Below are 23,123 nucleotides of genomic sequence, written 5' to 3'. Positions count from 1 at the left end.
ATACGCTTTTATCTGTTACGGGCAAACTTTTTGCATAGAATTTATAGAATATTATACTATTTTCTCAATTGATGATGATGGGCACTACCTCCTCTTCGCTAGGCCAATGGGGCAGATAGAGCAGCGGGCGGGGTGTTCCCCCCAAGCCCGTCCAGTCTATCCGTTTCACAAAGTCGAAATCGGGAGGACCGAAGTCGAAACTTCTTCCATAGAGAACGATGGCGCCCCTGCCTTCATCTATTTTCCATAAACCTCCGCCGTAGGTGCATTGCTCGCCCGGGGCCAGCATGTCACGGTGCAGATAGACGTGCCCGAACTTCAGCACTCCGTCTCTATTGATGATGAATTTCTGAAACATCTCTATTTCTTCTCCCAGAACATTTTGTCGATGAAATCATAGCGCTTCTCCATCTGGGCATCAGACTTCACCGTTGTGTTCACATCAATCTGAAGCACAGGGGCTACGGCCTTGCCATTGGTGGATGGCCACTCCGGCAGACCCAGACCGTTTGGATTACCGGTCTTTACGAAGTTGACATAATACTGGCTGAAGATGTCGCTGATCATGTAATCCTCCGGCTGCCAGTTGAACACGTGGTTGGTTGGCAAAGTGCCCATCGCATATTCTATGTCGGCAGAGTGAACGGCTCCCTTATCCTGTGGAGCTGGAGCTGCATCTTCCTTAGCATCTACCACGCCGCCAGCCAAAGCTGCTACCTTGCCCTTGATGGCCATTGCAGGACGAGGATGGCAATAGCGGTAGCGGTAAACTGGCTGTCCGCCGGTCAGCTTGTGCATGTTGCCCCACTTCCATGTAGAATAATCCAGGAAGATATCCGAAGCCAGATTCACACCCGGCTGCTCCAACACCTCCTTGTCGCTGTTGATTCCGTAAAGGCGGAAGAGTTCATCGATGTTCTCTGCCCCGAAGGTGGTCTTGGCGCCAGCCTTCAGATTCTCAACGGTAGGCTGTTTGCCCATCAATACCGCCCATGGAGTCATCTCCTGGTTGTTACCGCCAATGAGCAGAGGCACCTTGATCTGCTCGCCCTTGGCGAAGACATCTACAGGCTGTTCTTTCATAAAATATCCGTCGATGTTATAGACAGGAACGGCTCTTACGCCCGCCAGCTTCATCAGTTCCTCGGCAGGCAGGGCACGAAGTTCGTTGAGGTTCTTCAATCCTACGTTCTTTTTCACCTTCTTGCCCGTATTCTTGCCCATCTTCTCGGCTATTTTCTGGGCAAGCTTCACGCCCAGTTCTTCGGCTTCCTTCTGGGTGGCAATCTTCTTGAATCCCATCACCGAACCGCTGGAACCCATTGCCTGGGCAAAGAGTCCCTGGCAGAGAGGGGAAGCCATCAGGGCGCTAACCGACATGGAACCAGCCGATTCGCCTACGATGGTGATGCGGTTAGGGTCGCCGCCGAAAGCCTCGATGTTATCCTTCACCCATTGTATGGCAGCCACCTGGTCCATGAATCCATAGTTGCCGGAACCCTTATAGGAGGTTTCCTTGGAGAGTTGAGGATGAGCAAAGAAGCCGAAGATGCCCTCACGATAGTTGGCTGTGATGGAGATGATGCCCTTGCGCGCCATCGCATCGCCCGCATATCTAGGTTCGCTTCCGCTGCCAGCCATCAAGCCTCCGCCGTTGAAATAAATCAACACAGGCAGATGCTCCTTCATGGTCTTTGCGGGAGTCCATATATTAAGGTATAGGCAATCCTCGCTGTTTGCCTTCGTACCGAAGTTCATGTCGCCGAAGATAGGTTCCTGCATCGGGTTCGGTCCGAACTCCTTGGCCTCGCGAACGCCCTGCCATTTCTGTGCAGGTTGCGGAGCCTTCCAGCGGAGGTTTCCCACAGGAGGGGCAGCGAACGGAACGCCTTTGAAAACCGTGATGCCTGAGAGGTCTTTTCCTTCGAGAACACCTCCGGCAGTCTTCACCTGAGTTTGCGCCATCATTCCCATACCAGGGAGCAGAAAGGCGATGGATAAGAGTAGTTTCTTCATACTTGTAATCTGTTATTTGATAAGATAATGCAAAAGTAACTAAAATATTTCTATCTTAGCTTGTTTTGCTCAATCTTTTTTTATATTTTTGCACTAAATAAACAAAATAACATATAATTGAATCTTTAAAAACCCTAATGATTATGATGAAAGGTTATGAACAGAAGAAGTATCCGGTAGCCACCAAGCGCTACGTGCAGTGGCTGGAACTGGAATCTGATGAGGAGGCTATCCGTGAATATCGCCGCCTGCATTCAGAAGGTGTGCAATGGAAGGAGATTCGTGACGGAATCCGACAGGTGGGTATCCTGGAGATGGAGATTTACATCTTCGGCAACCGACTGGTGATGGTTGTGGATGCTCCCGTAGATTTCGATTGGGACAAGAAAATGGCAGAACTCGCCACCCTCCCTAGACAGGCTGAGTGGGAGGAAGTGGTAGGCAAGTTCCAGAAGTGCGGCAAGGGTGCTACGAGCGATGAGAAGTGGCACATGATGGAGCGCATTTTCTATCTCTATGATTAGGTATTTTGCATGAGATTATCTCTTGCATTATCTTTGCAGCCGAAATACTAGCTTGCGTATTCAGACAGGAAAAATCATAAACCAACTAATATAATAAACAAAGAAAAAATTATGCTAAAGAATTTATCTCTCATTGCCCTTTTGGGTATAGCTGCAGTAGGCGTTCCTGGTGAACTCTGTGCCAAGAGCGTAAAGGTGGCAGGCACGCAGAAAGGTGCGGCTGCAAATGCCATCATCCGCCAGGTGGCTCAGCAGAATGTAACCATCGAGTTCTATTCTCCATCCATCGTCCGCATTCAGAAATCTGATGCCGACCTTGGCGCTTCCGTTCAGAAGAAAAGCTATTCTGTTATCTTGAAGCCTCAGCTGATGAAGGACGTTCAAATACAGGAAAATGGAGATGTTGTAAGAATTAAGTCTAATCTGATGTCTGTTGAACTGAATCAGAAGACTGGCGAAATCCGCTTTCTCTCGAAGGAAGGAAAACTGCTGCTTACCGATACGAAGACCCGCCTGGAAGCCCGCAAGGATGAAGCCAACAAGGGCAAGTACCGCATAGAGCAGGACTTCCGTCTTGCCGACGACGAGGCCATCTATGGCTTGGGACAGCTGCGTGATGTTTATATGAATCAGCGTGGCCGGAAGAACATCGAACTCTGGAATCATAACACCTATATCGCCATCCCTTATTTCACCAGCGAGAAAGGCTATGGTCTTTACTGGGACAATGCCGGAAAAACCTATTTCAATGATATTGTAGCATCCAGGGATAATGGCAACCAGGCATCATGCACTTCCTTTACCAGCGAAGTGGGAACCTGTGCCGACTACTATTTCATGTACAAGGATGGTACGCAGGATGGAGTCATTGCCAGCATCCGTGAACTCACCGGACAGGCTACGATGTTCCCGAAATGGGCGATGGGCTTCTGGCAGTGCCGTGAGCGCTATAAGACCAGCGATGAACTGGCAGGCGTTTTGGACAAGTATCGCGAACTGAAGATTCCTACTGATGCCATCGTGCAGGACTGGCAGTATTGGGGATGCGATTCCAACTGGAATGCGATGAAGTTCCAGAACCCATACTATATAAATAAGGTGGGCGACCCAGCCTATGCCAAGTATCTTCCTACCGATATGAAGCAGATGAAGGCGCAGGGAGAACCCCGCCTGAAGAGTCCGGAGGAGATGGTGAAGTATGTTCATAAGAACGATGCCCACCTGATGATTTCCATCTGGGCAAGTTTCGGTCCTTGGACAGAGCAGTATCGTGAACTGAAGAAGATGAATGCCCTTCTTCCTTTTGAAACGTGGCCAAGAAAGAGTGGCGTAATGCCATACGATGTGTTCAATCCGAAGGCGCGCGACCTCTACTGGAAGTATCTTACTCATCTCTACAAGATGGGTTTTGATGCCTGGTGGACTGATTCTACGGAGCCCGACCATTTTGAGAAACCGGGCGATGAGAACTATCAAACCTACGACGGTTCATGGCTGGGAGTGAAGAACGCCTTCCCGTTGTTGCACAACAAGAGCATCTACGAGCACCAGAGAGCGATGAAGGGCAGCACGAAGCGTTCGCTCCAGATGACCCGAAGCGGCAGTTTCGGTATTCAGCATTATGGCACCATCTGCTGGAGCGGTGATGTGGTGGCTTCCTGGGACGAGATGAAGAACCAGATTCCTTCGGGCTTGAACTTCTCGCTCTGCGGCATTCCGTTCTGGAACACCGACCTGGGCGGCTTCTTCTACTGGGAGTTTGAACAGAACGCCAAGAATCCAGCCATTCAGGAATTGCAGACCCGCTGGATGCAGTGGGGAACCTTCATGCCATTGATGCGCAACCACTGTTCTTCGCCAATGGTAAGCGAACTGTATGAATTCGGAAAGCAGGGCGACTGGGCTTATGATGCTATGATTAAGGCCATCAAGCTGCGCTATCGCCTTTTGCCTTATATCTACAGTACGGCTGGCGACTGTGTACAGAATAGCGGAAGCATGATGCGTGCCCTGGTAATGGATTATGCGGCAGACAAGAAGGCTTCCCGCCTGAACGATGAGTATCTCTTTGGCCGCAACATCCTGGTGAAGCCGGTAACCGATCCTTTATACACCTGGAAGGATAAGGCCAAGAAGGGCCATACCATTTATCCTGATGTAAGGAAGGCTGCTGCGCCTGTGAATGTTTACTTGCCAAAGGGTAATAAATGGTATGATTTCTGGAGCAATGCCCTGTATGATGGTGGTCAGGATATCCAGCGCCTTTGTCCTATCGACATCATGCCTGTATTCATCAAGGCTGGTACCATCCTGCCATTCGGTCCTGAAGTGCTGTATAGTTCAGAGAAGCCTTGGGATGAACTGGAAATCCGTGTTTATCCTGGTGCTGATGGAACGTTTACGCTCTATGAGGACGAGGGCGACAACTACAACTACGAGAAGGGTAAATTCTCTGAAATCCAGTTTGTTTGGAATGAAGCTGGCAGAACCTTGAGCATCGCCCCACGCAAGGGTAGTTACAAGGGAATGCTTCAGCATCGCAGATTCCACATCGTGCTGGTGGGGGCTGATAGCGGCGCAGGCGATCAAGCAATGCAGGCAAGTAAGAGCGTGGAATATGAAGGAAAGGCTGTTAAGGTACAACTATAAGATAAAAAATGGTGTGAATAACAATATCAACAGTTGATTATGAGATGTTCTAATTACAGCATCCATGATTGATAATGAAATATTTAACTCATAACATAAAACGGAAAAGTATGAAGAAAAACCTAAATGATGTGAAGCGTCTCTTGCTGACGGCTTGCTGCACTTTGGTGCTTTCGTGTGGCTGGGCAACGGTCAACGAAAAACCTTTTGTAATCCCTGAGCTCAAGCAATGGAGTGGGGCTGAGGGAATGTTTACCCCATCGGGCAAATACGTGGTGAAGGGAGGAAAGAACGCCCAGGATGTGGCGAAACTCTTTGCTGCCGATTACCATGACCTGGTGGGAAAATCGCTCACGCCTAAGACGGGAAAGCCTTCTGCCGGCGACATCGTGCTGGTGCTTCAGTCTGATAAGAAATCAGCCAGGCAGCTCGGCAAGGAAGGCTATCGCCTCACCATCGGCGACGTAACTACCATCACGGCTTCTTCCGTAGAAGGACTGGTATGGGGTACCCGCACCGTGCTGCAGCTTTCAGAGCAGCAGCGCTCGGCTGGTTTCGTGCTGCCTAAGGGTTCTACCCAGGATAAGCCTGCCTACGGGCTGCGAGGCTTCATGATGGATTGCGGCAGAAAGTTCATCCCGATGTCTTATCTGCGCTCGCTGGTCAAGATGATGTCTTATTACAAGATGAATACCCTGCAGATTCATCTGAATGATAACGGATTCCGACAGTATTTCGGTAACGACTGGGCGAAGACCCCGGCAGCCTTCCGACTGGAATGCGATACTTATCCGGGACTCACGGCGAAGGATGGCAGCTACTCCAAGGCAGAGTTCATCGAACTCCAGAAACTGGCAGAGCAGTATGGCGTCAACATCATCCCCGAGATAGATGTGCCTGCCCATTCGCTTGCCTTCACCCATTACAAGCCGGAAATCGGTTCCAGGGAATATGGCATGGATCATCTCGACCTCTTCAATCCCGAGACCTACAAGTTTGTGGATGGGCTTTTCAAGGAGTATCTGGAGGGCAAGAACCCCGTGTTCCGAGGCAAGATAGTTCACATCGGAACCGACGAATATTCCAACGCCAAGAAGGAGGTGGTGGAGAAATTCCGCTACTTCACCGACCATTATATTAAATATGTAGAGTCGTTTGGCAAGCAGGCTGCCGTTTGGGGTGCGCTTACTCATGCCAAGGGCGACACCAAGGTGAAGTCAGAGAACGTGATGATGCATTGCTGGTACAATGGTTATGCTGACCCGAAGGAGATGAAGCGCCAGGGCTATAAACTGGTGAGCATTCCTGACGGATTGGTTTACATCGTTCCGGCAGCGGGCTATTATTACGATTATCTGAATTGCCAGTATCTCTACGATTCGTGGACTCCGGCGCAGATTGGCAACGAGAAATTTGATGAGAACGACCCAGCCATTCTCGGCGGAATGTTTGCCGTATGGAACGACCATGCGGGCAACGGCATTACGGTGAAGGATATTCACGACCGACTGTTCCCTGCCCTGCAGACGCTGTCGGCAAAGTGCTGGACGGGTGCAGCCACCTCTTTCTCCTTTGAAAAGTTCAATCGTCTTCGCCTTGCGCTCAGCGAGGCTCCTGCGGTTAATGAGGCGGCACGCTGGCAGAAGGGCAAGCAGCTCAGAATAGAGACTTTGAACCCTGGTCAGACCACGGGCGAAAAGGAAGTGGGCTATGGCTATCGGGTGGAGTTCACCATCGAGGGAGCTGATGAGCCGAAGGGCACGGTGTTGTTCTCGTCAGATAACGCTACCTTCTATCTTTCCGATCCAGAAAGCGGTCAGCTTGGTTTTGCCCACGAGGGGTATCTCAACAAGTTCAACTACAGGGTAGAGAAGGGGAAGAAGGTAACCCTGGCGATTACGGGCGACAACAGGAAGACCTGTCTTTATGTGGATGGAAAGTTGCGCGAGGAGCTTGGTCCGATTACTCTTTATGCCATGCAGCAGAAAGACCTGGCTACTTTCCAGAAGAGCGATGCTACAGCCTGGCAGCCTGTGGTGTATAATCCTTCTGCCAAGATGCACTATCAGCGCACGCTGGTGTTCCCACTCCAGAAGGCAGGCGATTTCAAAAGCCGCATTACGGGAGTGAAGGTGTCTCAGAAGTAATTTCTTTAGTTTTATGGCTCAGGGGAGATTGTCCGTGGATAGACAATTTCTCCTGAGCCATTTTTATTTCTTTTTCTGCATCATTATGCGCGATTTCTCCTTGGCCAAGGCCTGCATATCCACAGCCACATCGTCTTCGTCTACGATTTCCACGCCTGTCATCGTTTCTATCACGTCCTCCATAGAAACCACACCGCGAAGGCAACCGTATTCATCCACAATGATGGAGATGTGCTCTCGCTTTTCGAGCATCTTTTCCCATATCTGGTATAGTGATTCATCTTCGCTGAAGGAAAGAATTGGGCGCATCAACTCGGATAATCTGGTCTGGAAGTCATCATCGGATACTGATTTGAGAACCATATCCTTCAGTACATATCCCACGATGTAATCCTTGTTATTATCATACACCGGAATGCGCGAGAATTTCCACTCTTTCTGTTCATAAAACTCCTTGGTGGTAAGATGCATGCAGGCTGATTCTACCACGATGGATGGGGTCATCACCTCCTTGGCTTTTACACCAGCCAGGCGGATACAACTCTTGATGATCTTGCTTTCCGATTCACGGAAGATGCCCTCTGTGGTTCCTACATCTACCATCGCCGAAACCTCCTCGCGGCTCATGGAAGCCTGATGACTCTTAGGGGTAAATACCTTAGTGATGAGTTCCGAGAGCAGCACCAGGGGGTAGGTGATGAAGATGAGCACACGGATAATCTTGGTAGATGGCATTGCCAGCGAACGCCAATAGGAAGCACCGATGGTCTTCGGGATGATTTCTGAAAGCACCAGAATCAGCAAGGTGAGAATGGCAGAAATAACACCGAAGTATTCTTCGCCGAAGAGCTTGATAGACTCGGCACCCACGCCGGCAGAACCGATGGTGTGGGCGATGGTGTTGAGTGAAAGAATGGCTCCCACAGGACGATCTACGTTGTTCTTATACTGTTTCATCAACGAGGCTGTCTTGTTGCCTTGATTCTCCTTCATCGAGATAAACGACATCGGAGTAGAAAGTAGCACCGCCTCAAGGACGGAGCATAAAAAGGAAAGTGACAGAGCACCTAAAAAATATAATATGATTAAGCCCATGTAATTTTTAATTCGTTAATAATATGTTATCTATACAGCGATAACCATTATTTCCGAAGATTACAGTTGAGGATGTAATGGGGGACATTACATCCAGTTTGATTCGATATAAGTGTATTGGTAAATATCATCATAATTATGTTTTAATTTTCTGCAAAGATATTACAAAAAATGAGAATTTGATATTGTTTTGCAGAATATTAGAATGTTTTAATACGTTTTTAGTAAAACTTTGTTATGAAAAAGTAAATTGCTCATAAAGGATAACTTACTTTTGCAGTCCTTGAACTGCTAAGAATTTCTTTAACCCACATTGCAGCAGCCTTTGGTGAAAAACTTAAAAATTTACACGGATTACACGGATTTATGGCGCTAATATAAGTAAAGCGATTATCATCTCTCATAAAAAACCCGTGTAATCCGTACCTAAAAACCGCAAAGGATAGACTTTATGCCATACCTTTCCTTCTTTTCTATTTTCTCTTCCTTTAGAAACTGACATAGAGTCGGGCACTGAGTGCCGTGAAATCTCCATTGTCGTTTTTGATGTACTGGAACGATGGCTGAAGGGAAATGGATTCCGTCAGCTGTCTTTTCCACGTTACTTCCAGCGAATATTCCGAACCTTGCTGGAAGCGGGCGTACTGGCCCGACAGACCGCACTCGTTCTTTTCGTCCTGATAGGCACCGCCCAGTTCTGCGTATCGGTAGCAGGCATTCTGATGACTGGTGTTCTCGGAATACTGCATCATGCACGAAATGTTCTTGTCGCCAGCCTTCCATACACTCTGCTCTCCGTAAATCCACCAGGCACAGGTGGTTTTGCCCTTGGATTCATCGGCAGAAACCATTTCGCCATCCTCGTTGATCGGATATTGACGGGTATGGACGGCAGCACCCGCAAAATATTTTCCACCTTTATGTTCATACTCCAACTGCGACATGTTGAAGATTCCATCCTTCTTCGGGCGAACCAGGAAAGGATTGTCGTGAGCTTTCCAACCATTATAGCCCATACCATTATACAGACTGTTTCTGAAAGTCCATCCTCCCTTGGTTACATCAAAGTAAAGGGTCAAGCCCGAATACGGATAGTTGGCTATCGGATAGCTGGAAGCAACAGTAGGGAAGATTCCCTCTGAACTGTTCTGGAAAAGTGCCGTAACATCAGAGGTGAAGAAATCCTCGTTCACGTTTCTTACACCCACAAACAGATGGCCCGAATTCCACTCGTGCATGTAGCCCAGCACGGCAAGCATGGCGAAATTATTATCTGCATCTATGTTCGAAAATCCCTGCCAGTCATCAATAATACCATCGTTGGTCTTTGCCACATGCAGCGTAGCCGCCTCGAACGAATCCTTTCCTTTTCCTATCGGAACACTCAGTTCCAGTCTCAGCTGATTAATCAGATTCGTATTCTTGTTCATGTCCCATTGCCATTCAGAAATATATTGTCCGTTAAAGGTCTGTGCATAAGCAAGGCAAATATTGATGCAGCCTAAAATAATAAAAATAATTCTCTTCATTTCTTTATGTTTTTGTATAATCTTCATGTTTTGTATCATTTCTTGTTCACTTACTCGCTACTCGCGAGCATCTCGCTAATTCATGCTGCAAAGGTACTGGATATTTCAAAATCCTGCAATACTTAATAGTTAGTATTTTTAAATCTTCTAAATAAAAGGGCTTCCTTTCTTATCCCCATTTCTAGGTATTTTTGTTTCTTCTAAATAGTTAGGGTTCCGTCTAGTCCCTATTTCTAGGTAATCAGACGGAACAAACAATAAACATTTTCCTACATTACAACCAGCGTTTGAAAGCCCTGATATAAAGGGTTTTGAGCCATTGCGTCAATACGCAGTAAGACAGCAGAATGCCTATGAGCCATGGAAAGTAAGTCCATGGAAGAGGAGTCAGGCCTATCGAACTGCCGAATGTGGTGAACGGAATACAGAGGCCGATTGCCATGATGGAGAAGGTCATCAGCATCACAGGCCATGAGGCAGAACTCTGGATGAACGGAACCTTGCGGGTGCGGATCATGTGAACGATGAGTGTCTGCGAGAGCAAACCCTCTACAAACCAACCCGACTGGAAAAGGGATTCCATGTCCGGCCCCTGGCACTTGAACACCCACCACATCACCATGTAGGTGGCAATATCGAATATCGAACTGATAGGTCCAATCCAAATCATGAATCTGCTCAAATCGCCTGAATTCCATACACGTGGCTTGGCGAGATATTCTCTGTCCATGCGGTCGAAAGGAATGGTGGTCTGCGAAATATCATAGAGCAGGTTCTGGATGAGCAGATGGATAGGAAGCATCGGCAGGAAAGGCAGGAAGGCACTCGCTGCCAGTACGCTGAACATGTTTCCGAAGTTGGAACTAGCCGTCATCTTCACGTATTTCACGATGTTTCCGAAGGTCTTTCTGCCTTCCAGTACGCCGTTCTCCAAAACCATCAGGTCTTTCTCCAGCAGGATGATGTCGGCACTCTCCTTGGCAATATCTACAGCTGAATCTACCGAGATTCCGATATCTGATTCTCGCAAGGCTGCTGCGTCATTGATTCCGTCGCCCAGGAAGCCCACGGTGTTGTTCTTCTTCTGCAGGAGCTGGATGATTTCCGACTTCTGCATCGGTGTAAGCTTCGAGAAGATGCTGCATTTTACCACCGCTTTCTGTTTCGCCTCCTGGCTCATGTTTTCGAGTTCCGGCCCCGTAACGGAATCAGAAGTATTGATTCCTACCTGTCGGGAAATCGCCTTTACCACCGCCTCGTTGTCTCCCGAAAGTACTTTTACTTCCACGCCGTGCTCGTGCAACTGCTTGATGGCCTGGGAAGCTGATTCCTTTGGAGGATCGAGAAAGGCAAGATAGCCAATGAGAACCATCTCCTTTTCATCTTCGATGGCAAAGTTGTTTTCCTTGCTCAGGAAACTCTTCTGCGCCAGGGCCAGCACTCTCATACCTTGTGCATTCATCTCCTTCACGAATCTCTGTGCCTTGCTTCGCATGCTGTCTGATAAAGGCTGAACCTTTCCGCCGAATTCCGCAAAGCTGCAAACCGTCAGCATTTCTTCTACGGCTCCCTTGGTGATAATCTGTCGCTTGCCATTTCTGTCTTCTACCACCACCGACATGCGTCTTCTGGTGAAATCGAACGGAATCTCATCCACCTTTTTATATGAGCTGCTCAGCGATTCCAGTCCCAGTTCCTTGACGTGCGAGAGGATGGCGCGATCCATCAGGTTCTTAAGTCCCGTCTGGAAATAACTGTTGAAATAAGCGTGGCGCAGAATGCGGTTTTCCTTATCCTCGGTTCCATCCACGTTCACGTGGCGCTCCAATACGATGTGGTCCTGCGTCAGGGTGCCCGTCTTGTCGGTACAGAGAATGTTCATGGCACCGAAATTTTGAATGGCGTTCAAATCCTTTACGATGGTCTTCTTGCGCGACATTACCATCGCTCCTTTCGAAAGGTTGGCGGTTACAATCATCGGCAACATCTCTGGGGTAAGTCCCACGGCCACGGAGATGGCGAAGATGAAAGCCTCCAACCAGTCGCCCTTCGTAATTCCGTTGACCAGGAATACTATAGGAACCATTATGAGCATGAAGCGGATGAGCAGCAGACTCACCTTGGTGATTCCCTTGTCGAAAGCCGTAGCGGCACGATGGCCCGCCACGTTCTTGGCAATGGTTCCCAGATAGGTGTGGCTGCCGGTGGCGAAGACAATGCCTTTTGCCGATCCGCTCACCACGTTGGATCCCATAAAGCAGATGTTGTCGAGGTCAACGATGCTGCCCGTATGGTTGCGGGCTTCCGAAAGATTCGGGAATTTTTCGATGGAATCTGATTCGCCTGTCAAACTGGATTGGCTGACGAACAAATCCTTGGATTCGATGATGCGGACATCGGCAGGAATCATGTCGCCGGCAGAGAGCATGATGAGGTCGCCAGGTACCAGTTCCTCGTTGCTGATTTCATCGCCTGGCGAACCGCCACGGGTGCTTGTGCCGAGACGCATTACATAGCAGGTGTTGGTCACCATCTTCTGTAGAGCTTCGCTGGAGCGGTTGGCTTTCCATTCCTGCACAAAGCGGAGGATGGTGCTCAGAATAATCATGGTCGAGACTACGATGATGGAAGTCCAGTCCTGGTCGCCAGGATCTGCCATCCACACATCCATCACGTAAGAGATGGCTACCAGTACGGTGAGCACTCCTACGAAAGGATTGATAAAAGCCTTGGCAAGCATTACGAGCGGCTTTTTCTTCTGCTCGTGTACAATCTCGTTCTTGCCATAGAGTGACAGTCTCTTCTCTACTTCTTCATCGGTGAGTCCCAATGAGGTAGTCTGGAAGTAAGTAAGCACCGTGTTGAGTGGTGCCTTGGCAGCCATCAATACCGTCTCGGTATTGAAAGCCATTTTTCTGATGTTCTTTTTCTTCTTCCACATAATTGCTTTACTTTTACTTGATGTGAATTATTGTTTTGCGGTTGCAAAGGTAAGCAAACTATGTGGAAGAAGCCGTTAGAAAAGAATTAGAACGGTATTAGAAAACTATTAGAGAATCAGTAAGTCGTTTATTAATAGGGAGATGTATATTGTGAGGATTATGCTAGATATGTGGAATCTCCACAATGAAGAGGGTTCCCTTGCCCTGCTCCGAATGCACGGCGATGTTGCCATCATGCAGATGGATAATCTTATGGGCCAGTGTCATCCCGATGCCGTAGCCTTCTACTTTCTTCTTCTCATCTCCGCCTCCTCTATAAAATAAGGTGAAGAGATTCTCCTTATCCTTTGCCGACATTCCAAAACCGTTATCTGCCATGCGGACGATGCTCCATTTGTCTCTGAATGAAATCTGAACGATAGACGAATGGTTCTCCGAATACTTGCAGTTGTTCTCTATCAGATTCGAGAAGGCGATGTTCAGCAGATAAGGATTGCCGAGGACGGTAATCAGACTGTCATCGTCTTCTTCCTCGTTGCAGAAGAGTAGGTCGATGCTGTATTCCGGATGTGCCCGCAGGATGAGTTCTCTTGCATCTAATAAAAGTTCATCCAGGCGAACCTCTCGCATGCTGATTTCTTCCTTGCCGTAATCCGCCTTTGCCAGGTTCAGCAAACCATCTATCAGTCGGGTCATTCGCTTGGCGTCCTGCTGCATATTCTGCATGGCGAGCTGGTACTGCTCGTTGGTTCGCTCTTTCTGCAGCGAAACATCGATTTCGGCTGTTAGGGCAGCCAGAGGAGTACGCAGTTCGTGAGACACGTTGCTCACAAACTGCTTCTGTGAATTGAATGAAATCTCCAGTCGCTTGAGCAGTTCATTGAAAGCGATGGTCAGTTCGCCCAACTCATCTTTTTCGTTCTTCACGGGGATGCGGCGGTCGATGTGGGATGCTGTAATAGTTTCAGCCTCATTCACGATGTTTCTTATCGGTTTGAGGGAGAGTTTTGCCAGAACATAGCCGGCGATAAAGAGCAGCGACAATCCGATGATGAAGAGGCAGATGAGGGTTTCCTGCAGTCCCACAAGGTTGTCGTAGCCGTAGCCGTCATAAGCGGCAGCTGTAACAATATAATCCTTTCCCTTGTATTGGAAAACCATTCCGATGCCCTGGTATTTTCCGATGTGGAATTCAATCTCTTTTTTCTGAATGATTTCCTTGATCATCCCTTCGGTTTCCTTCACGATGTCGTTGTGGATGGCATCGTGGTAGAGCATGTGGAAATCGGTGGTATAGACGGCAACCTCTACCTCGTTGATAAACTTCCTATTGTTCAGATAAACCGACTGCATGGTCTTGGCATCTACCTGTCCGGCCAGGAAGAGATTGGCCTTGGTAATGCCTTCGCTTTTCAGGTTTCTGAAGAAAGTCTGGTCGCGGGTATGTTCGCTGACCAGGTAAATGAGCACCATGCAAAGCAGAAATATGGTTGCCGTAATGCAGGTGTATTTAAGGGTAAGGGATGTTCTGATCTTCATATCTCTTTTCTTTCTGGTTTTATTCAAATTCTTATTCGGTTTTTCTGTTTGGTTCGTTACATCTTGTCCGTCAAGATAAAACCAACTCCCGGCTTGGTATGAATCAGTTTCACCTCGAAGTTCTTATCCATTTTCTTTCTCAGATAGTTGATATAGACATCGATGAAATTGGTGCCCGTATCAAAATGGGTGTTCCAAACCTTTTCTGCTATTTCCACTCGGCTCACTACCTTTTCTGCATTCTCCACCAGATAAACCAGCAGGTTGTATTCCTTAGGCGAAAGCTTGACAGGTTCGCCGTTTCGTGTTACTTCCTGTCTTTCAAGATTGATGCACAGGTCGGCGTATGAAATCTCCTTTGCCACATCAACCTTAGCCACGGCTCTTCTTTTCTGCAATACTCTCACTCTCGCCAGCAGTTCTCTGAAATCGAATGGCTTCACCATGTAGTCGTCGGCTCCCACATCGAAGCCTTCCAGCTTATCATCGGCGGTTCCCAGAGCCGTGAGCATCAGAATAGGGATTTCTTCATCCGCCTTTCTGATTTTCTGGCAGAGTTCGAAACCATTGAGCTTCGGCAGGATGATGTCTGAGATAATCAGTTGGAAATCATTCGATTGAAACAGTCTCCATCCCATCTCACCATCGTAAGCCACCAGAACCTGATAGCCGTTCTCTTCCAGACCGATTTTCAATAAATCAGCCACTCGCTTTTCGTCTTCTATCACTAAAATCTTAATCATACTTATAATCGTCTTTTTGTAGCTTGCAAAAGTACATCAATTTTAAAGATTCCCACGCTTCTTCACTTTTTATTATGGAAAATTAACCGTAATATCTTAAAAAAACTTTGCCTTGTCAGATATTATTCGTACCTTTGCCTTGTTTTAAAAAGTTTAATCAGTTAGAAATCAGTTTAATCAATTAGAAAATGAAGAAGATATTAAATCCATATTTGAACAAGGAGGGTTACAACTGCGTTTGCTGTGCCCCCAACAATCCTGTAGGTTTGCATCTTGAGTTTTGGGAAGAGGGTGAGGATGTGCTTACCATCTGGAATCCCGGCGAAAATTACCAGGGCTGGATCAATACCCTGCATGGCGGAATCATCAGTATGCTGATGGATGAAGTGGCAGGCTGGGTTATCAACCGCAAACTGCAGACCACGGGTGTGACGATGCAGCTCAACGTGAAATACAAGAAGCCTGTGATGACCACCGATTCGCAGATTACTGTGCGTGGTCACATCGCCAGTCAGCGCCGCAACATCGTCACCATCCACCTGACTCTGGAGAACTCCAAAGGCGAGGTTTGTGATGAGGGCGAAGCCATCTACTTTACCTTCGGTCCTGATAAAGCCAAGGAGATGGGGTTCGACAGTTGCAAGGTAGAGGGGGAGGAATAACTCTCCCCCTTATTGATGAGGAATTTGATAAGGAAGCCTTTCTTATGAAGACTTCCTTTTATGAAGTCTTCTTACGATGCAGCAGCAGTCTTCTTGTTGAAGAGCCAAATCGACAGGATGATGATTGCGATGCTTACCAGGCTGAGGCCTCCTTCCATTATCGGAGTGCTGGCGATGTAAGTATTGTAGCATTCTTCAGGAATCAGGCAGAGCGTATTGTTGGTGATGTGGATGATGATGCCCGGAATCAAACTCTTGGTTCGGTAACACATCCACGCCATGACGATTCCCAGAATGATGGGTCCAGGAATCTGTGCCGGATTGAGATGAATGAGGCCGAACATGATGCTTGAGCCGATGATAGCATACCAGGGACTGATGTTCCATTTCAGCATCTTTCGCATCATCAATCCGCGGAAGAGGTATTCTTCGGCTATAGGAGCAATGATGCAGAGCATCAGGATTCCAATCGGATTATGTGCCAAGTCAGCAAAATCCTGCTCCATGTAATCAGGCAGATTCATGAAGTTCTCTAATGTAGTCATAGGAATGAACTGGAACAATCCCACCAAGAAAACCAGCAAGAAGATGATGCTCTTAGGCATCTGCTGAATCTTTTCCAGGCGAACACGAAGATGGAACTTCTTCCGGCATTTATGAATCATATATAGCTCTGCTGCCAGCATGTAAATTGCCGGGATCCATGCAGAACTATTGATGGTTGTCTTCGTCAGAAATTCGATAAATTCGCAGCTCAAAGCTGCTGCAATGCCAACCGGAAAGGCTGCAAGCATGGACATCAGATAGACGTAGATGGCACTTCTGGTGCCAGGCCATGCACGATACAGAAACCATCCCTTGGTTCCGTTTCTTCCCTTTGACAGGATTGCTGAAAGTTTTTCTTTTTCCATAAAGCTGTAGTTTTGTTTTTTTATGCAAAGATATAATAAAATCCTGGCTTGTTGGGTTAAGTGCATGTTATTTTTATGTTAAAATATCGCCACCCTCGAAGAAGTTTAGTTTTGTTTGTCATGCTCAGTCTGCGTTTAAGAGTTCCTTGAATCACAATTCCCCAGAAAGCCGTTTCCTGCCCATTTTTGTGGTCTTCATTGATGACCGGCGCTTGCCATCTATTAAGACCAGCCTCGGTCTTCATTGATGACCGACTTTTGGCACAAGAAGACTGTTCTTTCGATTGCCGGTGCAAAGATACAAAAAATCGAAGCAGAAAGCAAGCTTTTTCCCGTAGAATGTTGAGAAATAGTTCGTAAGTAACTGATGTGTAGAGGTATAAGTGTTTTCGGTTTTTGCATCTGATTGCAAAAGCCGCCTTTTGAATCGTTTTTTGATGTTTGGAAAGCGGTCATTTTCGGTCACGGTCATTTTCGGTCATTTTCAAAAATGATTCGGTCATTTGGGTCTATAGTATATATAAATATATATTTATATAATACTTATAGGGGAGATTTGTGCCCCCGAAAATGAAAATGACCGAAAATGACCGTGACCGATAATGACCGGATCTGGCTTCTGAAAGTTATTCGGAAAAGGATGATGTTTGTTTGTAAGATAATGATAATCAATGGGATAGTTTTGTGCAGTACTTCTGTAGAGTACCATGCTTTGTACAGCTAAAACAGTACATATTCCTCTTCGCTCTATCCCAGTTTTTGCTCCTTTTACGAGAATCTTGACAAAATAAATCAAGAAATTCCTCGTTTTCTCCCTTTTATTCTGCCTTTTACCCCCTCTTATTTTTGCCTTCTGAGGGGGTGAAAAGTGTGGTTTCCAGCCCCTATTTTCGTAGGAAAAGTGTGTTTTTTATCCCTCGTTTTTATAGGAAAAGTGTAGTTCTTAACTATTGATTTATAGGAAAAGTGTGTTGTCTATATTTATAAAAGAGACTTCTTGGTTTGAATGCCAAGAAGTCTCATAAATCAATTTTTCAAAGCAAGTTCTTATTTTCTTATTTTCTGAATTTCCTCCAGTGGAAGCTCTGTGGCCGTTGATACTTGTGCTTCAGAAAGTCCCATTGACAAAAGGCGGTAAGCTGTGGCTATCTTTTCTTTCGCTATTCCTTTTTCCATTCCTCTCTTCTCATCAAACTTTCTGGTGGCATATATATCACGCATATTCTTGATGTCCTCGTCATAAAGCTCAAGTTCCTCGCGGGAAAGCTTGCGGAGGTCGCCTATCTCTGCCAACTTGCGGAAGACTGGATACTTCTCGCTGAATGGCATCTGCTCAAACATGTTCATATTCTTCATTATATAAATCCAACAATCAAATATATCCATACACTCTGCCTCCGTGTGCTTGTCGAACAATGGCAGTTGGAGGTACACAATACGCATCCTGTCGGACACTCGCTGGCGTGTCTGCAAATCAGTAAGCACCAAGTCGGTACGAAACTCCTTTAGCATCGGACTCACCGACACAAAGTCCATGAAACATACCGTATAGACTGGAGCCAAATGATAGTCCCAGATTCCACGAACGCCCTGCTGTACAATGGCACGTGCCGTGTAATACAATGCCCTGTCGGCAAAGTATTCCTGTTCTTTCTTCTGCATCTCGACGATGATATGCTTGTCCTCGTCTGTGACGCAATAGACATCGAAGACCACACCGCGGTCATCGGGGCGCAAGCCAAGTTTTTCGGTCTTGGCAAACGTCACGTCCTTGATTACCAACTCGTCTTCAAACAATCCGTTGAGGAATGTTATCAGGCATTCTTTCGTGTCCTCGCTTCCAAAGATTCGCTTGAAAGCCCAATCGACACGTGGGTCTATAAATCTTGCCATCTTCTTATGTTTTATAAGGTCGTGGACGCAATATTGCATTTCTGCTGCGAAGATACACTTTTTTATTGAAACTGCCAAGAAATTCTGGGATTTTCTGTCTAAAAGGAGGAAAAGAAAAAGTATGAGGAGAGAATGTGTTGAAGAACTGAGCCCTTTTTTTAAGTGGGCTCAATTTTGTATAAATATAAAGAAATAGTTTTATGGATAAAGTAAAGAAAATGACTCTTCAAATTTTCCAGATGGTGTCTAGAAAATTAAGGTGGTCTCAAATCAGTGAACACCTCACTATTATATAATGTGTTTAGAGGACAAGGAGGCGGAAAATATAATATTTTAAGAAAGAAAAATCCTTATGTGGTATAGATTCTCCAAAAAATGTTGTATATTTGCAGTTGATTTTGAGTATATTGATATTGCTATAAAACAAAAGCATTGTCGATATTTGATGAAATAATAGAAAAAGAATATATATGATTACAAAAGATAATGTACAAAAAGTCCTTTTGGATTTGAAGTTTTTTTCAAATCATGGTGTCTATACCAGACATTTTGGCTCGGCTGACGAAGGCTTTGATTTGGAATATAACTATAATACTGGTAAATTCAATTATCCGGTAGGATTACAGGCTGATAGAAATACAACGCAAGAAGATTATCAGAAAGAAAGTTATGTTGTATTTGTTTGTGTTGCCCAATTGTTTGAGCGTGGTTATCTTCCTCAACATATCAAGTTGGAGGGAAGAAATTATGCTGGTACAGACACGGGATACTGTGATATTCTGGTAAGCGATAATAATGGTGAGCCATATCTTATTGTTGAATGTAAAAAGGCAGATATTGATAAGAAAGAGGATGAGTTTCGTAAACATTGGGCAAGGACTATGCGTGATGGTGACCAATTGTTTCGTTATTTCAATACATATCGTAAAGCCCAATATCTTTGTATGTATGCGGCGGATTATCCAGAATACAGCAAGAAAGGGAAAAAAATAAATCGTCTTGAGATCAACTATCATATTATTTCTTTGGTTGATAATGAGGAATATCTGCAGACGGATAATAAGCTCCATAGTTTCCAGGAAATGCGAGAGCAGCAAGGTGGAAGTGAAGACTTTTTTAATGTTTGGAAGCAGACGTATAAGCAGGATTTTACAACTCGTGGTTTGTTTGAAGAAGGTATTGACGCTTTCAACATAGGAAAGAAGAGTTATGGCATAAATGATTTGAAGACTATTGATGAATACTCATTGGATAAGAAATACAATGAGTTTGCATTAATACTGCGTAAGCATACTATTTCTAGTCATGAGAATGCCTTTGACAAATTGGTGAATCTTTTCCTGGCGAAAATCATAGATGAGCGTTATCATTCTAATGAACTTCAGTTACTTTGGAAGGGTGCGGCTTATGATGATTATTTCTCGTTGCAAGACCGTTTGATCAATTTGTATAAAAGAGGAATGAAGGAGTTCTTCGATGACGAGGTGGCTTCGGTAGAAAATGCAGAAATAGAAAATGCGTTTAAATTTCTTACATCTAAAGCTGATGAAGCAAGGGATACGATTAAAAGGTATTTCCGTAAATTGAAATATTTCAATAACAACCCTTTTGCCTTCCTCGATGTGCATAATGAGCAGTTGTTCTATAAGAATGCTGTCATATTGAAGGATACCATCAGTATGTTGCAGGATATTTATTTGACTAAAAATACGGATAATCAGTTTTTGGGAGACCTTTTCGAGGGTTTCCTTAATCGTGGTGTGCACCAAAGTGAAGGTCAGTTTTTTACTCCAATTCCTATAGTTCGTTTTTTGGTTTCGTCTTTGCCTCTTCGTCAAATTCTTGAAGGTGGTGAGATTCCTAAAGTTATTGATTATGCTTGTGGAGCAGGACATTTCTTGACAGAGTATGCTCGTCAGATCAAGCCGATTGTTGAGAAAATGGCTCATCTTGAAAATATATATGACAAGAGAGCTAAAGAAGAAAGGCTTATTTCTGTGCTTCGTGAATATTATGAGCAGATAGTGGGTATAGAAAAGGATTATCGTCTTTCAAAGGTAAGTCAGGTTGCTGCATTTATGTATGGTATGGATGGTATTCATATCCATTATGGAGATGGATTGCAAGAAATGTCGGGTATTCAAGATCATACTTTTAGCGTATTGGTGGCTAACCCTCCTTATTCTGTATCTGGCTTTTTGGAAACATTATCTGAGGAGGATAGAGAACGATATACATTGAACAATTTTATTAGTAATATAGAGAAGAATAACTCTATAGAGACATTCTTTATCGAGCGTGCTGCCCAACTCTTGAAGTCGGGTGGTGTGGCTGCTATTGTCCTGCCGTCAAGTATTTTGACGAAAGGTGGCCTCTATATGCGAACACGTGAACTTCTCTTGAAAAACTTCGATATTGTTTCTATTTGTAGCCTGGGACCAAATACATTTGGTCAAACCAATACAAGTACGATAGTATTGTTCTTGCGCAGAAAAGCTTTGGAGCCAGATTTGTCTAAACATTTACTCAACCGCATTACGGAATGGTTTGAGGGTAATATGGTAGATAATGGTGCATATAAAGATTCTCAAAACTTGGATGCTTATATCAAACACATGGGATATAAGCACGATGATTATATCCAGTTGTTGAAAGGTGAATTAACGGATAGCTTCATGGATTCTGATATGGCAAAGGAATACGTGAAAGCTCTAAATATCAAAAAACAAGGAAAGAATACAGCTTCAACAGCTTTAGCTGCTGAGGCAAAGAAAGTACGTGACGAAGCCCAGAAGTTTGTAAAGAGCCGTGCTTATGTGGCATTGACTCCAGCAGAGAAATTGTTGGAGGAGAAACGTTTTACTCTTAAATTCATTCGCGAAATAGAGAAAGAAAAGCTCTATTTCTATATGCTTGCTGCTTCAAATCCGCAGCCGGTATTGGTGGTGCAAAGCCCATCTGACAAATCTTTGGAAAAAAAGTTCTTGGGATATGAATGGAGTAATCGAAAAGGTGCAGAAGGTATTCATTATCTGAATACAGGAAAAATCAAGGATTCTTCCTCTGATGATGAAGCAGCAGATGATGATACTATAGAGCAGATTAAAGGAATAGAAGGTATTATGACCCCATTGTTTGCACCTCTAAATCTGGACGATGAAAGTAAAATTAATGCTTTGATTCGTAATAATTATTGTGGGGTAGATAATTCTATTTTAGATGAGTATGTAGATGTTGCTTCTGAGTATGAATTAGTGGACTTGTTGGATTTTTCACGTGTGAATTTCGATAAGACAATAAAGACTGTAGCAACACTATCTTATCCGGAAATAGAAACAAAGTATCCCAAGGAAAAGTTAGGAAAAATAGCTCCATATTCTAGTGTTAAAATAGCATTGTCTGGTATAGATGTTAAGACTTATATCTCTACAGAAAATATTCTTCAAAATTGTTCGGGTGTAAAGCCATATGTAGGAATGCCTAATATAGACAAGATAACAGAGTATCACAAAAATGATATTTTAGTATCTAATATCCGTCCTTATTTGAAGAAAATTTGGTTGGCAGAATATGATGGTGGTTGTTCAAATGATGTATTGGTATTTAGAAATGAAAGAGTAAATGAAATATTGAATGACTACCTGTTTGAGGTATTATCAAGTGATATTTTCTTTGAATATATGATGGTTGGAAAAACTGGAATAAAAATGCCACGTGGTGATAAACGAAGTATTCCTAATTTTGAGGTTCCACTTCCTCCAATGGATATTCAAAAGAAAATCGTGGAGGAATGTGAGAAGATTGATCAAAAATTCAAGCAACAACAGTTTGAGTTGGATTCTTTGAATAATCGTGTGGAATCAATTTTTGATGAAGTTGCAGGTAGAAGTCAAAAGTTGGAGAAACTTTGTTCGGCAATCAATCCGTCGAAAGCGGATGTGAAATCTATAGAGTTTTCAACAATGGTCTCTTTTGTCGAAATGTCATCTGTAAGCAATGATGGATATATTGAGCAAAAAGTAGATAAACCATTGGTTGATGTTCGTAAAGGTAGCTATACTTATTTTGCAGAAGGTGATATTATTATTGCTAAGATAACTCCGTGTATGGAGAATGGTAAGTGTGCGCTTGCTACTGGTTTGACGAATGGTATTGGTTTTGGTAGTTCTGAGTTTCATGTACTCAGAGTGAATAATAAACTAATCAATAATGTTTATCTCTTTGCTTACCTAAATAGAAAAGAAATTCGAGAAAGGGCTGCTGCTGTAATGACTGGCTCAAGTGGTCACAGAAGAGTGCCGATTACATTCTATGAGGAGTTGGAAATACCTGTTCCTTCTATGGATGAACAATTGAGAATAGTTGCTGAGTATCAGAAAAATATTTCAGCGATAATGGATTTAAGAGAATCTATGTCCAATGCTTCCTCTGCCAAGCAAGCCATCTTGGACAAATATTTAAAGTAACGAAATA

The 23,123-nt window shown here is 44.9% G+C and carries 14 protein-coding genes; 5 read left to right on the top strand and 9 right to left on the bottom strand.

Annotated elements, in window-relative coordinates; all coding sequences use genetic code 11:
* Positions 1–64: 64 nt before the first annotated feature.
* The gene (locus tag V8Z93_RS12925) at positions 65–358 is read right to left on the bottom strand and encodes a hypothetical protein (RefSeq protein WP_439431742.1); all 294 of its coding nucleotides are present in this window, start codon (positions 356–358) and stop codon (positions 65–67) included.
* A 2-nt stretch (positions 359–360) separates the two neighbouring features.
* Positions 361–2,016 (bottom strand): carboxylesterase/lipase family protein, encoded by a 1,656-nt coding sequence (locus V8Z93_RS12920; RefSeq protein WP_439431741.1) that lies wholly within the window; start codon positions 2,014–2,016, stop codon positions 361–363.
* A gap of 146 nt (positions 2,017–2,162) precedes the next feature.
* On the opposite strand from V8Z93_RS12920, the gene V8Z93_RS12915 reads away from it, so the two are divergent.
* The 3 genes from V8Z93_RS12915 to V8Z93_RS12905 all read left to right on the top strand — a co-directional run bounded on the left by V8Z93_RS12915 (position 2,163) and on the right by V8Z93_RS12905 (position 7,336).
* Entirely contained in the window at positions 2,163–2,540 is a 378-nt protein-coding gene (locus V8Z93_RS12915) for an L-rhamnose mutarotase (RefSeq protein WP_089544357.1), read from the top strand.
* Positions 2,541–2,651: 111 nt separating this feature from the next.
* Entirely contained in the window at positions 2,652–5,189 is a 2,538-nt protein-coding gene (locus V8Z93_RS12910) for a glycoside hydrolase family 31 protein (RefSeq protein ID WP_439431740.1), read from the top strand.
* Positions 5,190–5,299: 110 nt separating this feature from the next.
* The gene (locus tag V8Z93_RS12905; RefSeq protein WP_439431739.1) at positions 5,300–7,336 is read left to right on the top strand and encodes a family 20 glycosylhydrolase; all 2,037 of its coding nucleotides are present in this window, start codon (positions 5,300–5,302) and stop codon (positions 7,334–7,336) included.
* 63 nt (positions 7,337–7,399) lie between these two features.
* Here V8Z93_RS12905 and V8Z93_RS12900 read toward each other — a convergent pair whose 3' ends face one another.
* From V8Z93_RS12900 to V8Z93_RS12880, 5 genes are all read right to left on the bottom strand, one after another.
* Entirely contained in the window at positions 7,400–8,431 is a 1,032-nt protein-coding gene (locus V8Z93_RS12900) for a CNNM domain-containing protein (protein ID WP_218412319.1), read from the bottom strand.
* Positions 8,432–8,919: 488 nt separating this feature from the next.
* Complete coding sequence (locus V8Z93_RS12895; RefSeq protein ID WP_439431738.1) at positions 8,920–9,960, bottom strand: carbohydrate porin; 1,041 nt, start codon at positions 9,958–9,960, stop codon at positions 8,920–8,922.
* Positions 9,961–10,234: 274 nt separating this feature from the next.
* A complete protein-coding gene (mgtA, locus tag V8Z93_RS12890; RefSeq protein WP_439432861.1) occupies positions 10,235–12,904 on the bottom strand; it encodes a magnesium-translocating P-type ATPase in 2,670 nt (889 codons plus the stop codon).
* Positions 12,905–13,064: 160 nt separating this feature from the next.
* The gene (locus V8Z93_RS12885) at positions 13,065–14,441 is read right to left on the bottom strand and encodes an ATP-binding protein (RefSeq protein WP_439431737.1); all 1,377 of its coding nucleotides are present in this window, start codon (positions 14,439–14,441) and stop codon (positions 13,065–13,067) included.
* A 56-nt stretch (positions 14,442–14,497) separates the two neighbouring features.
* Complete coding sequence (locus V8Z93_RS12880; protein ID WP_203050364.1) at positions 14,498–15,184, bottom strand: response regulator transcription factor; 687 nt, start codon at positions 15,182–15,184, stop codon at positions 14,498–14,500.
* Between the two features lie 188 nt (positions 15,185–15,372).
* Between V8Z93_RS12880 and V8Z93_RS12875 the strand changes: the two genes are divergently transcribed.
* Positions 15,373–15,846 (top strand): PaaI family thioesterase, encoded by a 474-nt coding sequence (locus tag V8Z93_RS12875; RefSeq protein WP_022121659.1) that lies wholly within the window; start codon positions 15,373–15,375, stop codon positions 15,844–15,846.
* Positions 15,847–15,917: 71 nt separating this feature from the next.
* On the opposite strand, the gene V8Z93_RS12870 is transcribed toward V8Z93_RS12875, so the two are convergent.
* A complete protein-coding gene (locus V8Z93_RS12870; RefSeq protein ID WP_439431736.1) occupies positions 15,918–16,757 on the bottom strand; it encodes a lysostaphin resistance A-like protein in 840 nt (279 codons plus the stop codon).
* Positions 16,758–17,804: 1,047 nt separating this feature from the next.
* On the bottom strand, positions 17,805–18,650 hold the full coding sequence (locus V8Z93_RS12865; protein ID WP_439431735.1) for an Rpn family recombination-promoting nuclease/putative transposase: 846 nt from the start codon (positions 18,648–18,650) through the stop codon (positions 17,805–17,807).
* A gap of 470 nt (positions 18,651–19,120) precedes the next feature.
* On the opposite strand from V8Z93_RS12865, the gene V8Z93_RS12860 reads away from it, so the two are divergent.
* Positions 19,121–23,116, top strand: coding sequence for an N-6 DNA methylase (locus V8Z93_RS12860; protein WP_439431734.1), 3,996 nt, complete (start codon positions 19,121–19,123; stop codon positions 23,114–23,116).
* The last annotated feature ends 7 nt before the right edge of the window (positions 23,117–23,123 follow it).

It is taken from the genome of Segatella copri (assembly GCF_051861805.1).
In the GTDB taxonomy this organism is placed as follows: Bacteria; Bacteroidota; Bacteroidia; order Bacteroidales; family Bacteroidaceae; genus Prevotella; species Prevotella copri_M.
This window is presented reverse-complemented; position numbering and strand designations above follow the sequence as displayed.